The organism is Methylobacterium sp. E-012 (assembly GCF_057836545.1).
Genome location: NZ_JBYQEY010000001.1, coordinates 238,186 through 252,091, shown reverse-complemented (window position 1 = coordinate 252,091; position 13,906 = coordinate 238,186). Strand labels below are relative to the sequence as shown.

At 70.8% G+C, this 13,906-nt stretch carries 14 protein-coding genes, 1 tRNA gene and 1 other RNA gene; 5 read left to right on the top strand and 11 right to left on the bottom strand.

What is annotated here, in order from left to right:
• Positions 1-7: 7 nt before the first annotated feature.
• The 3 genes from AC3IF1_RS01170 to AC3IF1_RS01160 all read right to left on the bottom strand — a co-directional run bounded on the left by AC3IF1_RS01170 (position 8) and on the right by AC3IF1_RS01160 (position 4,067).
• The gene (locus AC3IF1_RS01170; protein ID WP_489215213.1) at positions 8-469 is read right to left on the bottom strand and encodes a chemotaxis protein CheW; all 462 of its coding nucleotides are present in this window, start codon (positions 467-469) and stop codon (positions 8-10) included.
• Positions 469-2,577: a chemotaxis protein CheA gene (locus tag AC3IF1_RS01165; RefSeq protein ID WP_489215211.1), complete on the bottom strand. Its 2,109-nt coding sequence runs from the start codon at positions 2,575-2,577 to the stop codon at positions 469-471. The genes AC3IF1_RS01170 and AC3IF1_RS01165 overlap by 1 nt, the downstream gene beginning before the upstream one ends.
• A 374-nt stretch (positions 2,578-2,951) precedes the next feature.
• Positions 2,952-4,067 carry a methyl-accepting chemotaxis protein gene (locus AC3IF1_RS01160; RefSeq protein ID WP_489215209.1) on the bottom strand — a complete coding sequence of 372 codons (1,116 nt, stop codon included), beginning with the start codon at positions 4,065-4,067 and terminating at the stop codon, positions 2,952-2,954.
• Positions 4,068-4,514: 447 nt separating this feature from the next.
• Here AC3IF1_RS01160 and AC3IF1_RS01155 point away from each other — a divergent pair, with 447 nt between their 5' ends.
• Positions 4,515-4,808: an STAS domain-containing protein gene (locus tag AC3IF1_RS01155; protein ID WP_489215207.1), complete on the top strand. Its 294-nt coding sequence runs from the start codon at positions 4,515-4,517 to the stop codon at positions 4,806-4,808.
• 23 nt (positions 4,809-4,831) lie between these two features.
• Entirely contained in the window at positions 4,832-5,197 is a 366-nt protein-coding gene (locus tag AC3IF1_RS01150; protein ID WP_489215205.1) for a response regulator, read from the top strand.
• 343 nt (positions 5,198-5,540) lie between these two features.
• Here AC3IF1_RS01150 and AC3IF1_RS01145 read toward each other — a convergent pair.
• Positions 5,541-5,615: transfer RNA gene (locus AC3IF1_RS01145), tRNA-Thr, on the bottom strand.
• Positions 5,616-5,939: 324 nt separating this feature from the next.
• Positions 5,940-6,128, bottom strand: coding sequence for a hypothetical protein (locus AC3IF1_RS01140; protein ID WP_243968552.1), 189 nt, complete (start codon positions 6,126-6,128; stop codon positions 5,940-5,942).
• A gap of 249 nt (positions 6,129-6,377) precedes the next feature.
• Here AC3IF1_RS01140 and AC3IF1_RS01135 point away from each other — a divergent pair, with 249 nt between their 5' ends.
• Entirely contained in the window at positions 6,378-6,689 is a 312-nt protein-coding gene (locus AC3IF1_RS01135; RefSeq protein ID WP_243968554.1) for a hypothetical protein, read from the top strand.
• 24 nt (positions 6,690-6,713) lie between these two features.
• Here AC3IF1_RS01135 and AC3IF1_RS01130 read toward each other — a convergent pair whose 3' ends face one another.
• A complete protein-coding gene (locus AC3IF1_RS01130) occupies positions 6,714-8,243 on the bottom strand; it encodes a trypsin-like peptidase domain-containing protein (protein ID WP_489215202.1) in 1,530 nt (509 codons plus the stop codon).
• Positions 8,244-8,514: 271 nt separating this feature from the next.
• On the opposite strand from AC3IF1_RS01130, the gene ssrA reads away from it, so the two are divergent.
• Positions 8,515-8,685: a transfer-messenger RNA gene (ssrA, locus tag AC3IF1_RS01125) on the top strand.
• 265 nt (positions 8,686-8,950) lie between these two features.
• On the opposite strand, the gene AC3IF1_RS01120 is transcribed toward ssrA, so the two are convergent.
• From AC3IF1_RS01120 to AC3IF1_RS01110, 3 genes are all read right to left on the bottom strand, one after another.
• Positions 8,951-9,235, bottom strand: a complete 285-nt coding sequence (locus AC3IF1_RS01120) for a hypothetical protein (RefSeq protein ID WP_489215200.1) — start codon at positions 9,233-9,235, stop codon at positions 8,951-8,953.
• A 77-nt stretch (positions 9,236-9,312) separates the two neighbouring features.
• Complete coding sequence (locus AC3IF1_RS01115; RefSeq protein ID WP_489215199.1) at positions 9,313-9,957, bottom strand: hypothetical protein; 645 nt, start codon at positions 9,955-9,957, stop codon at positions 9,313-9,315.
• A gap of 5 nt (positions 9,958-9,962) precedes the next feature.
• Positions 9,963-10,598, bottom strand: coding sequence for a glycosyltransferase family 29 protein (locus tag AC3IF1_RS01110; protein ID WP_489215197.1), 636 nt, complete (start codon positions 10,596-10,598; stop codon positions 9,963-9,965).
• Between the two features lie 121 nt (positions 10,599-10,719).
• On the opposite strand from AC3IF1_RS01110, the gene AC3IF1_RS01105 reads away from it, so the two are divergent.
• Positions 10,720-11,673, top strand: a complete 954-nt coding sequence (locus AC3IF1_RS01105; protein ID WP_489220299.1) for a glycosyltransferase family protein — start codon at positions 10,720-10,722, stop codon at positions 11,671-11,673.
• Here AC3IF1_RS01105 and AC3IF1_RS01100 read toward each other — a convergent pair.
• Positions 11,661-12,866 carry a glycosyltransferase family 4 protein gene (locus AC3IF1_RS01100; RefSeq protein ID WP_489215195.1) on the bottom strand — a complete coding sequence of 402 codons (1,206 nt, stop codon included), beginning with the start codon at positions 12,864-12,866 and terminating at the stop codon, positions 11,661-11,663. The genes AC3IF1_RS01105 and AC3IF1_RS01100 overlap by 13 nt on opposite strands.
• Positions 12,866-13,906 carry a glycosyltransferase family 4 protein gene (locus AC3IF1_RS01095; RefSeq protein ID WP_489215193.1) on the bottom strand — a complete coding sequence of 347 codons (1,041 nt, stop codon included), beginning with the start codon at positions 13,904-13,906 and terminating at the stop codon, positions 12,866-12,868. Before AC3IF1_RS01095 ends, AC3IF1_RS01100 begins: the two co-directional genes overlap by 1 nt.

Below are 13,906 nucleotides of genomic sequence, written 5' to 3'. Positions count from 1 at the left end.
CTGCCGATCAGTTCAGGATTGCCTGCATGTCCGGGATGATGACGAAGTCATCCCCGGACTTGACGATGGAGCGGATGTATTCGGGCCGCCACGACGTGCCGATCTTCGGCGCCGGCTGGCGGGTCTCCAGGGCGACCGCGGTCACCTCGAACACCTTGTCGGCCACCAGCGCGACCAGGGTCGGATCGCCGTCGAGATCGAGCTCGACGACCACGAAGCGCGTGTCCGGCGTGGCCGCTGCCATCGGCATGCCGAAGCGCTCCCGGATGTCGGCCAGCGGCACGACGTTGCCGCGCACGTTGACCACGTGGCCGAGATGCGGGCGCGCCCCGGCGACCCGGGTGGTCGGGATCGGGTCGATGATCTCGCGCACCATCCCGGCCCCGAGCGCGAAGGTCTCGGTGCCGATGCGCATCATCACGACCTGCAGGGCGCGGCCCTGCTCGATGGCCTCGACGAAATCGGTCATCACGCCACCTCGCGGTATTCGCGCAGCCCGTCCGGGGCGGCGCCGATCTGTCCGCCGGCCATCAGCTGGGCCGGGTCGATGATGAGCGCCGCGGTGCCGTCGCCCAGGATCGTGGCGCCCGAGAAGGTCGTCACGTCGGCGTGCAGCTTCGACAGCGACTTGATCACCGTCTGGTGATTGCCGAGGATCTGGTCGGCCACGAGCCCGAACCGGGTCTCGCCCACCGAGACGACGATCACCTTCTGGTACGGGTCGGGCTCGCCGGTCGCCGCGAACAGGCTGCGCAGGCGCAGGAACGGCACGAGGTCGCCGCGGATGTCGAGGAAGTCCCGACCGCGCTCGCTGCGCCCGCCCTCGGGCAGCTCGACGCATTCCTCCACGGCCGCCAGCGGCAGCACGTAGCGGCCGTCGCCGACCCGGATCAGCAGGCCCTCGATGATCGCCAGCGTCAGCGGCAGGCGCAGCACGATCGCGGTGCCCGCCCCCGGCTCGGTGGTGATGTCGATCGAGCCGCGCAGGGCCTCGATCGTCTTCTTGACGACATCCATCCCGACGCCGCGGCCGGACAGCGCCGAGATCTGCTGCGCGGTGGAGAAGCCGGGGGCGAACAGGAACTGGTAGACCTGCTGGTCGGTGAGCGGGGTGCCGGGGGCGACGAGCCCGCGCTCCTCGGCCTTGGCGCGGATGCGCGCCACGTCGAGGCCGGCGCCGTCGTCGCGCACGGTGACGTGGACCTGGGCGCCGACATGCTCGGCGGCGAGCGAGATGCGCCCGGTGGCGTCCTTGCCGGAGGCGCCCCGGCGGGCGGGGTCCTCGATGCCGTGATCGATGGCGTTGCGGATCAGGTGCACCAGCGGATCGGCCAGGCGCTCGATCACGGTCTTGTCGAGTTCGGTCTCCTCGCCCTCGGTGACGAAGGTCACGGGCTTGCCGAGATCCCCCGACAGGTCGTGGACCAGGCGCCGGAACCGGCCGAACAGGGCGCCGATCGGCACCATCCGGATGCTCATGGTGGTGTCACGCAGCTGCGCCGAGAGCCGCTCGATCTCCTCCGCGATGGTCTGGAGCCCGGCATCGGCATGGTGGCCGGCCAGCTGGCTGAGCCGGGCCTGGGCGATCACCAGCTCGCCGACCCGGTCGAGCAGCTCGTCCAGCCGCTCGGCCTCGACCCGCATGGTGCTGGCCACGCGCGGCTCGGTGCCGCGGGCCGGGCCCCGGCGCTCGGCCTCGGCGGGGGTGGCGGGCGGCCTGGCCGACGGTCGGGCAGGCACCGGCGCAGGCACTTGGACAGGCACCGGCGCAGGCACCTGGACCAGCACCGGGGCAACGGGCTCGGCGACCGGCGCCGGCACGGCCGGCCTGGGCACGGGGACCGGCGCGTCGGGAGCCGGCGCGACGTCGTCCAGCGGCGCCAGGGTCAGGACCATATCGTCCCGCACGAACAGGAAGACGTCCTCGATCGCCTCCCGGGTCGCGGAGCCGCGCAGCGTCACGTCCCAGCCGAGCGCCAGGCTCTCCGGATCGAGGGCGGCGAGGGCGGGCAGGTCGCCCAGGCGCGGCACGACCGTGCAGGCCCCCAGCTCGCGCAGCTCGTCGAGCAGCGCCAGCGGGTTGGTGCCGTTGCGCAAAACCTCCGGGGCGAAGGCGATCCCGATCCGCCACCCGGCGGTCCCGGCATCCGGTATCTCCGGGTCCGGCGCCCCGGGACCCGGCTGCGCGGCCGGCTGGGCCTGGGCCCGGCCCACCAGCCGCTCGAGTTCCGCCAGGATCGCCTCGCCGATCACCGGGGCGGTGGAATCCGGATCCTCGATCAGGGTGCGGATGTAGTCCTTGGCCGAGAGCGAGATGTTGACCAGATCGGCGCTGATCGGGACCTCGCCGCGCCGGACCAGGTCGAACGCGGTCTCGAAATCGTGCGTGAAGGCCGCGACCCGGTCGAAGCCGAACATCGCCCCCGACCCCTTGATCGTGTGCAGGGCCCGGAACGCCGTGTCGACCAGCGCCGAGTCGCCGGGCCGGTCGCCGAGGTCGAGCAGCGTGGTCTCCAGCCGGTCGAGAAGCTCGTTGGCCTCCGCCAGAAACACCTCGCGTGGATCGTGATCAGTCATCGTCGAGCGGATCCAGTTGCGCCGTCTTCGGGGGCATCGGGACGATCACGCGCCGATTAGGCGCAAGCCGAAGGCTAGATCGCGCGATCAACCCAAGACTCGGGCCATCGATCAGGGGCCATTCTAATTTGAGGGTGTTAAAAAAAGAAGATGGAACCTCCTTAAAAACTTTCCCGGTCCGATTTTACTCAGAAAATGCTTTTTCGAACGAAACAAGTTTGGAACTCTGGTCCAAAAACCAATCTTAGAAGATAGCAAATCTCGAATTTTACGATTTTTGTGCGATATATATACTGTGTCATCGCGCTTCGATGCGTAAACAAAGGCAAAATTACACATTGCTACAGTCGAGATGCATCGAAAGCAGTCGTGGATCAGAACAGGTCGATGCCCGCGAGCGGATCGTCCTCGCGCCCGCGCGTCGACGCCGCGGTGCCGAGCAGGCGGCGGGACATCCGCTCCCGGACCTCCCCGAGGGTGCAATCGGCGATCATCGCCGCCGCCCAGTCCCGCTCCGCGTCGGCGCCGCCCGCCGGGGCCGTCCGGAGGGCGCGCAGGATCGCCTGGAGGTTCTGCATGCGCTGCTTGGCGAGATCCTGGAACTGCATCGCCACGATGGCGCCCGAGACGTCCTGCGTGATCGCCTCGGTGGTCTGCACGGTCTGGCCGAGCACACCGGCAAACCGCGAGCTCTGCTCGACCAGGGCCTGCATCACCATGCGCACCCGGGCGTCGGCATTCCGGCTCTCCTCCGACATGTCGATGGTGGCGATGTCGTGCAGCAGCGCATGGCTGCTGCGCAGGCCGGTGGCGATCGCGCCGATCTGCTGCTTGATCACCCCGGACAGCGCGTTGATCGCCCCGGCCAGGCTGCGCACCTCGTCGGCCACCACCGCGAAGGCCCTCCCGGCCTCGCCGGCGCGGGCCGCCTCGATCTTGGCGTTGAGCGCCAGGAGGTTGGTCTGCCGGTTGATCTTCTCGATCTCGGCGACGCTGCCGTCCACCGAGGACAATTCGCCCAGCACGCCGTTCAGCGCGTCCTCCATGGTGGCGCCGCGGGTCGACATGAAGCCGATCCTGTCGTTGAGCATCGCCAGGATCTCGCCCAAAGCCGCCGCCACCTCGGCGAGCGGCCGCTCGGTGCCGTCGATCCGCACCGACTGGATCGACGCCACCAGTCCCTGCACGATCTCGGACTGGCCGCGGGTGGTCGCGGCGATCCGCTGGAACCGCTCCGACAGGCCGTGCACGTCGGTCTCGACATCCGCCGAGACGATCCCGATCTCGTCGATCAGGGCATCGAGGGCCTTGCGCTGGACCTCCGACAGGCCGAGCCGCGCCTGGAGCACGTCCGCCGCCGCGAGCGGCCGCCCCGGAGGTGCCGCCGCCGGATCGGGGGCGGCCGCGTCATCGTCCGGGGCGAGCGCGATCGGCGGATCCGACGCGTCCGCGTGATCCGGCACTCGATTCGCGCGCCCCCAGAAGGCCATCGATATGTCTTCCTCGGACACTGCCGGTTCTCGCCGGGTACAGGCACGAACTTACGGCCGTGGGGAGCCGTTTTCTAAGCCGGTCATCTGAATGAAGAGTTATGCCGTCCGTTCTTTGTGCGGCGTGTCGCGCATTTTATGTGATCGAAAACCTGCAGATTCCACGACGAGACTTAGTTTTATCAATATAAATACATACAAGATAGTAATACCATTGTATCATTGAATACCAGAATATCTTGAAACGAATTCGGGATCAACGGACGCGTCTATCACCCAATACAAAATCACTCCCCGGCCGGACCTACACGGTTTTCAACAGGAAACGTCGTCGGGATCATCGGCGGTGTTGCCGCGATGTGATCGGCTCAAGGAAACTTTAACCGTCCGGTTCTCTTAAGAGATCGACTGCAGCCAGTCTGGCCGCGCAACAGCAGCGGATTCCTCATGGCCGAGCCCGTCACCCTCACGATGCCGCCGGACTGCACGCTCCGGACGGCGCAGGCGCTCCGGGCCGATCTGCTGGCGGCCCTGGACGGCGCGGCCCGCCTGGTGCTGGATTGCGCGGCGATCGAGACGGTGGACGTCACCTTTGTCCAGCTCGTCGTCGCGGCCGCCGGGTCCGCGGCGGCGCGCGGCGCCACCCTCGACCTGACCAACCTGCCCGACGCGGCCGCGGCGGCGTTCCGGCGCGCCGGCATCGCGCCGCGCCCGCCCTTCGCGGCCGCCCCCGACCTCTGAACCCCCAGGACCGGATCACCCCCATGGCCACCGTTCTCGCCGTCGACGATTCGCCGAGCATCCGCCAGATGATCAAGATCGTGCTGGGCCCCGCCGGCCACACCGTGATCGAGGCGGCCGATGGCGCCGAGGGCCTCGCCAAGGCCAAGGCCGGGGCGATCAACCTGGTGATCACCGACCTCAACATGCCGGTGATGAACGGCATCGAGATGATCAAGCAGCTGCGCACCGTGCCGTCCTGCGCGGGCGTGCCGATCCTGTTCCTGAGCACGGAATCGGACGAGAGCATCAAGCAGCAGGCGAAATCGGCCGGGGCCACCGGCTGGATCACCAAGCCGTTCAAGCCGGAGCAGCTGCTAGCGGTGGTGGCCAAGCTGATCCGCGCCTGAGCGGCCAGCCCCTGCCCGGCGCGCCCCTGCGGGCCGGCGGATCCACGACACCGGGTTCGGCTTCAAGCATCGGAAAGGCTGCGGGCTTCGCTCCGGCCTGCGGGTAAGAGCCAGGGATGGGGGCGGCGTCGGATCGCGCGTGACGGCGCCTTCCGGGGCGCCTCCGACGGCTGCCCGTAACGGCTACGGGCTACACAGGTTCGCGGCGCAGGCACGGGTGCGGGCCGCAACTGCACGCGGCTGTCGGCGACCGTCGCGACGGTGAAGCCGGACGGCCCTGCGCACCGGCGGGCCGTGCAATCCTCGATACGATCGGTCGTTTGCCCGCCTCGTCGGCGAGCGCTGGTGCCGGTGGAGAGGATCGAACTCCCGACCTTCGGTTTACAAAACCGCTGCACTACCGCTGTGCTACACCGGCGGGCGCCTTGAAACCGTTGAGAAATCTTGCGGTTTCAGGGCGTCAGGGGGACTTTTGACTACGTTTGAGGGCGCTTCGTCAAGGCACAGATCCCGGCACGGTCCGTCCATGGCCCGGCCGCGTCGCGCTGCGGGCGCGTACGGACGGTCGGCGCTCCGGGACATCGGGGGGCGCCACAGCCTGAACGATCCGCGATCCGACGGTCTCCGTCCGCGTCACGGCGAATCTGGCCACCGCCGGGGGGCAATCGATGCCACCGCTGCCGGCCGCGGCACCGGATCGCACCCGCTCCGCGTTCCTGGACCGCTGGATGCCGGCGGGCGGCTAAAGCTGCGTGCCGTCGCCGCGCAGCGGCGCATCCCAGACGGGGTCTGCCGGCGTCAGCGGGACCACCGGTGCGCACGCCACGAGCAGCGCGATCATCGCGGTCCGTGAGCCGAGCAGGACCGCCGGCGGCTCGCCCGTGAGGATCCGCCAACCCAGGACGAAGGCCTCGACCGGCAGGTCGGCCAAGGTGTCCGTCGCGGGCGGGGGGTGATCCGCCGGGGCAGGCGCGGGCGTGTCCATGTCCCCTCAACGGGATCGCCCCGCCTTCGGGCGACCCGTTCGCGCCGGATGGTGAAGAGACGGTGATGCGGCTCCGGGGAACCGGGCCCCCGGTGTGCGGCCGCGCCGGCGCGGATTGCGGGGCGCGGCGCGACCCGCCACCAAAGCCCGGCTCGCGCGTTGTCGGGAGGATCCATCCTCACCTGAGAGCGCCCGATGCTCGCCCGATCCGCGTTGCTGCTCGCCCTCCTCACGTCGAGCGCCCACGCCGCCGCCTTCGACGACCTGAAGGGGTACCTCGCCTCCTGCCTGCGGTTCGAGATGAGCGGCACTCCCGCGCAACGGGGTATGCCCCTGTCGTCCCGGGTCCACACCGCACTCGATCGCTGCTCCGACGACGTCGCCCGGCTGGAACGGGCCGATGGGCGGCGCCTGCGCGGCGATGGCGGCCTCAGCCCGTCGACCAAAGCGGTGATCCAGGGCGTCGTCGGCCGCGGCGACAGCGGTTTTCGCGACGTGCGGTACTGAGCGCTGCGGGTCCGCGCGCGAGACCTACTGGCACGCCACGAGGCCGCTGACCGTCTTGGCCGCGTCCGCAAGGTCGGCCGGATCGAGCTTCGCCCCGGTGATTGAGCCGGGCATAATCGTAACCCCGTTGCTTTCCAGGAACGACGCCAGGATCGCCCCCTTAATCGCAAAGTTGATGTTTTGTGGGAAGTCGCCGGACGCGATCGCAACTTTGAGAACGTTCAGCTTCGATTGAACGACGCCGGCCACGTTGCCAAAATTGTCAAGCACCGGGCCGCCGGAATTGCCGGCCTGGACTGGTGCAGAGATCTGGTAGAACCGTGAATCGTCGTTCACCCCGGCAAGGGCAGTGACATTGCCGAGCGTGAAGTTGCCGGTGTTGGCCAGCAGGTCGAGATGAGGGTAGCCGAACGTCGCGATGCCTTCGCCGAGCCGTGCGCCGAGCCGCAGCGGCGGGAATTTGTGACCCTCGGCTCCTGTGACCTGAATCAAAGCCATGTCGTTGGCCGCATCAGTCGCCCTGACGGCTGCCTTCCGGATTTGTCCATCCGGCGTCTTCACGACGACATCCTTGCACGTCTCGATGACGTGATTATTTGTGATGAATCGCCCCTGCCCGTCGACGAAAAACCCACTGCCGGTCGAGATCTTGTCCTCCGGCTTAGCCCGAGCCACTGGCGGCGGTGCGGCCGGGTTCGGCACGGGTGCGAGCACATTGGGCGCCGGGGGGATGACGGCCGGATCCGGCCGGCTTACCGGCACGACGGCCGGCGCCGCGGCAACGCGGGCGGGCTCCTCGTCCAGGAAGCCGGGCGGCTCGACGAAGGGCCGGCCGTTCATCACCGAACCGAGCGAGGCCGACATGAGGACGGCGATGCGCTCGCCATTCACCACGCCCTTCGCGTTGTTCCAGAAGGCCGCGAAGCCCAAGATACCGTCGCCGTCCGCGTGATACCGGACGTACTCGTCATCCCCGTCTCCCGTCGTCGCGGAGATGACGAACCAACCATCCTTGAGAACCGAATAATGGATGACGGTGCCGTTGCCGCGCATCTTCTCCAAAAGGCCGGCATACACGGCCTCCGGCGTCGTTCCGGAGAAATAGTTGTAGGACACTTGGACCCGATCAGTGGCGTCGCGGTAGGTGAGGCCGTTTCTATTGGGATAGGGGCGAAGGCCCATGCCCTGGGGTATCCAGATAGGCCGCCCCCGCGTCGGATGTCCGATCTGGCGGAAGCCCCACATGTTGAACATGGGGCGCGCCACGGCGAACAATCTGTCTGAGGTTGCCTTGTCCAAGCTTCCCGACGGCGTAAGACTGTTGGCGATCTGAAAGTCTCGGATAGCGTTAAAGGTGTGAAGGGTGAAGCGCTCAGTGGGGACGGCATTCTGGTAACCCGCGCTGATCAGCATCGTCTGCGCGATGACGCGCTCCCGCAGAGCGTAGCTTGAATTGAAGCCCTCTTCGGCAGAGTAATAGGCCGGCGGCCGCGGAGCAGCATTGACCGGCGAGGCGGCCAGGGCCGCGACTAGAACGAGCGATCCGCACCGCATGTCAGCACCCTCGTCCTATGGTCGATGCCACATTCTCGCCACAAAATCTGAAGTTGCAACAGCAGAGTTTGCGCAGTCGCGCGCGTTGGTTACTCCTGCTGGGTATCGTCAGTCGGCATGCGGCTCAGGGCGATGGTCACGAACCGGTCTGCCGGAAGCTGAACTCGGATCGGGATGGAGCCCGCCTCGGTGAGCCCTGGGCGTCTGGAGCCCATCAACCCTGTAGACCCGGGGGGCACTTCTGGCGTAGGGTGCGCGCGAGGTTGATGACCGGTTCATAATAACGCTTCAGGACCCGGGGGCGGTACCCGGCGCCTCCACCAGAAGCACCTTGCCCCGCTACCGTTCGGGGACGGGGCGCGCATCCGGCGTTTCGGATCGCGGGCTGCCAGGGTGCTTCTGCTGGGGGTGAAACAGGTTCGACTGGGCGGTAAAGGGATCGCGAGTTCTGTCCCGCTTCGGCGGGGTAAGATGCGGCTTTCGGTAAGGACTCGACCGGTTCGGCGCGGGCAACCCTCGTTCCGAGCACCTGACCAAAACTCTAAATGCCAACGACAACGTCGGCATGGAGATGCGCCTCGCGGCGTAATCTTCCGGGGCGTGGGCACGCCTAGCAACAGAACCCGGGGCTTCGGCCTCGGGGCCCGTCATTCCCGCCACCGGACACGCGAGGCGCTTCGGCCGCAGCCGGACACCACGCCGCCGGTTCAGGCAGGCGGCGGCCGGCGATGCAGCGCGTGCCGCCCACCCACCCGTCGCGCACGCGTCTCGGCCCGCCGCCGCGCGGCCCGGACGCGCTCGATGTCGGCGATCCCGATCGGCCGCGGCGGCGCCGCGCGGGTGAACGGCATCCGGTCGCGGACATCGCCGTAATAGTCCGAACCGCCCATCCCGAAGCTGCCACCCGTCACGGGCCCGTCCTTGGGCGGCTCCCCGGCCCATGCGGGTGCGGCGAGGCCGGCAAGCAGGGCGGCGGCGAGGACTATGCGCATGCCCGGACGAGGCACGGCCGCGTGGGCCTTGGCAAGGCGAATCCGATAACGATGTCGTCGGCGCCCGAGAGCGCCGGTCAGGTGCCGGTCCAGGCCGCGTGGACCGCGCCGGCGGCCGTGTCGGGCTTGGCCGCGCCGATGAAGATCACGACCGGGCCGTGGGCGTCGCGCCGGGGGTCGTAGAAGTCGAGCAGGCCCGGATGGATCCGCTGGAGGAAGTCCGGATGCCGGCCGCTCCGGCGGAGCAGATGGTCGATGACGACCTGATCGCCGTGGACCCCGTTGGGCACCGGGCCGCAGGATCCCGGCCTCATCCAGCGCTCGGGATCCGCCGCGAAGGTCTCGTAGAGCGCGGCGAGTGCATCGCCGTCCCAGCGCAGCAGGGCGCTGGAGAGCCGCCCGGTGTGGAAGTAATCCTCCATCGCGGCAAAGCCCGGCGCGGCCAGGGCGTCCGCCGGCCCGGTCAGGACCGTGTCGAGGTCGCACAGGAGCGTCGGGCCCTCGGTCAGCCCGGGGCGGAACGCCTCCATCTTGGCCCACCAGGCCGGCCAGTTGTGCCGCAGGGGCACGCGCTCCACCCCGGCGACCGCGAGCGGCAGGTCCGTGAGGCAGAGGATCCGCCCGAAGGCCGGTGCGTGGCGGCGCACGCCGCGGGCGAGGCGTTCCACCCAGGTCGCGTCGTAGCGCCCGCCGCCCTTCAGGACCGTGATCAGCGTCGCCATGACTCTCAGCCTTCGGTCGGGTGCAGGCGGAGGCGCCCGGAGGCCGCGGCGGCGGCGAACCACGCGCGCTCCGCCGCCCAGGGATGCCCCGGCCAGCCGGCGAAGCCGAAGCCGTAGGCGTCCGCCGGGAGCCCCGGCCCGGGGCGGTCCGGCACGAGCGCCAGGGTCACGAGGAAGCCGGTGCTCGGGTTCGGGCATTCGCCCGTCCGGGATCCGAGCAGGCCGTGCGCCCGCCGGTGCAGGGTCTCCGGCAGGACGTGGATCGGGCGCCCCAGGGGCCACAGCAGCGCCAGGATCTCGCGGGTCCAGCAGATCGGGTCCGGGACGTTCTGCGCCGCCGGCAGCATCGGGAACGGCAGGATGAAGGCCCCGGCCGTCCGGACCACCGGGCGCTCCAGGAAGCGCCGGTCCATCAGCCATTCCCGGGTCTGGCCGCCGCGGTTGACCAGGGCGAGGTGGGTGACGCGTCGGCCGGTCCGGTCGCCGAAGCCCGCCGCGTTGTTGAAGCGCACCACGCAGTCCGCCGCATCGATCGCCGGCCCTACATCACCGGTCCCGGGCGCGTTGCCGACGATGGCGAGGGACGATCCGGCCGGCAGGATCGGGCCGTCGGCACGGGAGGGATCGAGGTCGGATGACACGGAAACCGGGGATCGCGGGGAGCCGCGGAGTTAAGGCGCCAGGCCGGGACGACCAGGGCGCGGCCGGGTCGAACGTGTCGACGTGACGGGCCCGCGCCGGTGCTTCCTCTGCGCGGCCGACATGCTCGGGGCCAGCGCGCGGGGCCTGACCTATCCGGACGGCCGCCGCCGTACCTTCGCGCGCGCCTGCGGCTCCTGCGGCGTCCTGCTGGCGGAGGCGGCGGACCCGGCCGCCTGCCGGGAGCACCTGGACCGGCACCTCGCCGCGCCGGCCTTCCTGTCCGACCCGGATGCGCCCTACGGCCTCGACCTCTACACCCTGCGGACCGCCGCGACCCGCCTCGGCCGGGGCACGCGCCCGCTCGATGACGCGGGCCGCGCGGACCTCCGGCACCCCCACGGGACCCGGGCCGCCGCGGCGGAACTCTACGCCCTCGACGGCGCCGGCGGGCGCCCGGTCTCCCTCGGCCTGCTGTGCCGCCCGGCGGACCTCGCCGCGGTGCTGGCGTTTCTGCCCGCCCAGGCCGGCTGGACGGACGATGTCGCGATCCTCCTCGACGGGCCGGCGCGGGCGGCCCGCATGGTTCCGGTCGCCGGGTTTCCGGAGGGGGCGGTGCGGGTGGCCGCCCGGCCCCTCGACGGCGATTTCGCCGCGCAGCGGAACGCGCTCCAGGACCTCGCCCGCCACGCCTGGATGCTGCAGCTCGACGCCGACGAATCCATCGAACCCGCCACCGGCGCGCGCCTGCCGGCCCTGGCCGCTGCGGCCGAGGCGGCGGAGGTCGTGTCGATCGGGCTCGCGCGGGCCAACCGGGTCGACGGCGTCCTGTCGGATGTCTTCCCGGACGTCCAGTACCGGTTGAACCGGACGCGGGTGCGCTTCGCCGGCCGGGTGCATGAGCGGCCGGTTCTCGACGGCGGCTGGCCGCGCAGCTTCCTGACGCTGCACGGGGTCATCGCGCATCGCCTGAGCCGCGCCCATGTGCGGGCGCGGTCGCGCCGCTACGAGGCGCTCGATCCCGGACGCGGCCGTCCCGAGGAGGCGACGGCGCTGTTGCGTCCCTATGCCGACTGACGGGTCGCTCCGGCGCCCCCCGCCGCCGCGATCGCCCGCCGGTAGAGCGCCAGGGTCTCCCCGCCGAGGCTGGCCCGGTCGAACCGGCCCGCGGCGATGAGGGCGCGGGCCCTGTAGGTCCGGCGCAGGTCGGGATCGGCGAGGAGCGGGCGCAGGGCATCGGCCAGCGCCTTTCCGGTGGCGGCCTCCGCGAGCGGCCCGGCCCCGGGGGCGCCGACGAAGGCTCGGGCGCTGGCATCCTCCGCGCAGGCGACGACCGGCCGGCCGTAGGCCAGGGCCTCCTGGTAGACCAGGCCGAAGCTCTCGTAGCGGGAGGGGGCGACCACCGCGTGGGCCTGCGCGTAGGCCTGCGCCAGGGCGGGGCCGTCGATCCGGCCGCGGGCGCGGATGTGCCGCCGCGCCGCCCCGGGCAGATCGGCCGGCAGATCCTCCGGCGCCACCCCGACGAGGTCCAGCTGGAACGGTGGCAGGCCGTCCCGGTCCCGCGCGCCGCCGAGGATCGCGACCGCGTCGAGGAGCGCGTCGAAGCCCTTGCGCGCCTCCGCCCGCCCGACGAAGAGCAGGCGCACCGGCGCCTCCGCCTCCGGATAGGCGGCGGCGCGGGCACCCGTCGCGACCTCGGGCGGCAGGCTGAGGCCGATCACCGCGGAGGGCTGCCGGCCGGTGAGCCCATAGGCCCGCGTGATCACCGCGCCGTGCGCGGCGGTGTTGGCGATGAGGCCGGCGCTGCCCCGGGCCTGCCGGCGTTCCAGGGCGTCGGCACTCCACCCGTCGAGGCGGTCGCGCAGGGCACCCCCCGGCCCGCGCGTGAACACCGCCGGGGTCGAGCTGCGCGTCACCAGGGGCAGGGTCCGGCGGCCGGCGAGCAGCGCGGCCGGCGCGTACCAGTTGGTCGCCTCCACCACCGCGAAGGGGGTGCGTGCGTGGGCGGCCAGCACGGCGCGCCGGAAGGCCAGCGGCGCCGCGAGATGCCCGGCCGAGCCCCAGCGGCGCAGGCGCGCCAGGGCGCCCCCCTCCGGCAGGCCGAGGCCCACGATCGTGACGCCTGCCACCCGCGCGCGGCCGGTCCGGTCGAGGGTGAACACCGTGACCTCGGCGCCCGCCTCCGCGAGGCTCTCGGCGATCTCGCGGGCCGCGGTCGAGAGGCCGCTCGGCGCGGGCGGGTAGTCCCAAGCCAGGAGGGCGGTGCGCATCAGGCGTCGAGGAGGCGGCGGTAGAGCGCGAGATAGTCGCGCGCCATCCGCTCGGCGGTGAACCGTGCCTCGAACCGGCGACGGATCCCGGCGCGATCGAGCTGCCCGATCCGGGCGAGGGCCGCGACCGCCTCCGCCTCGCTCGCGACGACGAACCCGGTCACGCCGTCCTCGACGATCTCGGGGACCGAGCCGCGGTCCCAGGCCACGACCGGCGTCCCGCAGGCCATCGCCTCGATCATCACCAGGCCGAAGGGCTCGGGCCAGTCGATCGGGAACAGGAGCGCCCGGGCGCCGCCCAGGAGCTCGCCCTTCCGGGCATCGTCGACCGGCCCGAGATAGGTCGCGTCGGCGCCGAGGAGCGGGCGCACCTGCCGGTCGAAATAATCCGGGTTGCCGACATCGACCGTGCCGCCGAGCCGGATCGGGAGACCGGCGGCGCGGGCCACGCGGATCGCCGTGTCGGGCCGCTTCTGGTCGGTCATCCGGCCGAGGAAGGCGACGTGGGCGTCCGGTTCCGCGCGGAAGGCGTAGCGGTCCCGATCGATGCCGTGATGCACGATCCCCGCCCGGTTCGCCGCGGGGATGCCGGCTTCCTGCGCCGCCGAGATCGCCGCCACCGGCAGGTCGGGGAAGCCCGCGAAGAACAGCGCCCGGTCGAGCTCGTCCACCCGCCAGTGGATCGTGGTCAGGCTGCGCCGCCGGCGCCCGCCCAGGAGCGCCGCATGGGCGAACTCGCCGTGGCAATGGACGATGTCGTAATCGTCGAGCCGCAGCCGCAGCGCCTCCAGCTGCAGGGCATCCAGGGCCGCCGGCACCCCGGGCGCGACGGGCCCGTGGCGCCGCTCGAGCGCCGAAAGACTCGGATAATCGCCGACGCGCGGCAAGTCTGTCGCACTGTCCGAGGGGGCGAAAAGTGTTACCTCGACGCTCAAGCTTCGCAGCGCCGTGCTCAGATCATGCACAACCCGCTCGGTGCCGCCGTGATGATCTGGGGGAACGGGAAAAATGTTCGGTGCGACCTGGGCAACACGAATCAC

What these genes read in the sequence shown, in the direction of transcription:
- AC3IF1_RS01105 (WP_489220299.1), top strand. Translation starts at nt 10,720, where the DNA reads ATGCTCGGGGCCAGCGCGCGGGGCCTGACCTATCCGGACGGCCGCCGC.
- AC3IF1_RS01130 (WP_489215202.1), bottom strand. Translation starts at nt 8,243, where the DNA reads ATGCGGTGCGGATCGCTCGTTCTAGTCGCGGCCCTGGCCGCCTCGCCG.
- AC3IF1_RS01165 (WP_489215211.1), bottom strand. Translation starts at nt 2,577, where the DNA reads ATGACTGATCACGATCCACGCGAGGTGTTTCTGGCGGAGGCCAACGAG.
- AC3IF1_RS01150 (WP_489215205.1), top strand. Translation starts at nt 4,832, where the DNA reads ATGGCCACCGTTCTCGCCGTCGACGATTCGCCGAGCATCCGCCAGATG.
- AC3IF1_RS01100 (WP_489215195.1), bottom strand. Translation starts at nt 12,866, where the DNA reads ATGCGCACCGCCCTCCTGGCTTGGGACTACCCGCCCGCGCCGAGCGGC.
- AC3IF1_RS01135 (WP_243968554.1), top strand. Translation starts at nt 6,378, where the DNA reads ATGCTCGCCCGATCCGCGTTGCTGCTCGCCCTCCTCACGTCGAGCGCC.
- AC3IF1_RS01170 (WP_489215213.1), bottom strand. Translation starts at nt 469, where the DNA reads ATGACCGATTTCGTCGAGGCCATCGAGCAGGGCCGCGCCCTGCAGGTC.
- AC3IF1_RS01155 (WP_489215207.1), top strand. Translation starts at nt 4,515, where the DNA reads ATGGCCGAGCCCGTCACCCTCACGATGCCGCCGGACTGCACGCTCCGG.
- AC3IF1_RS01160 (WP_489215209.1), bottom strand. Translation starts at nt 4,067, where the DNA reads ATGGCCTTCTGGGGGCGCGCGAATCGAGTGCCGGATCACGCGGACGCG.
- AC3IF1_RS01115 (WP_489215199.1), bottom strand. Translation starts at nt 9,957, where the DNA reads ATGGCGACGCTGATCACGGTCCTGAAGGGCGGCGGGCGCTACGACGCG.
- AC3IF1_RS01120 (WP_489215200.1), bottom strand. Translation starts at nt 9,235, where the DNA reads ATGCGCATAGTCCTCGCCGCCGCCCTGCTTGCCGGCCTCGCCGCACCC.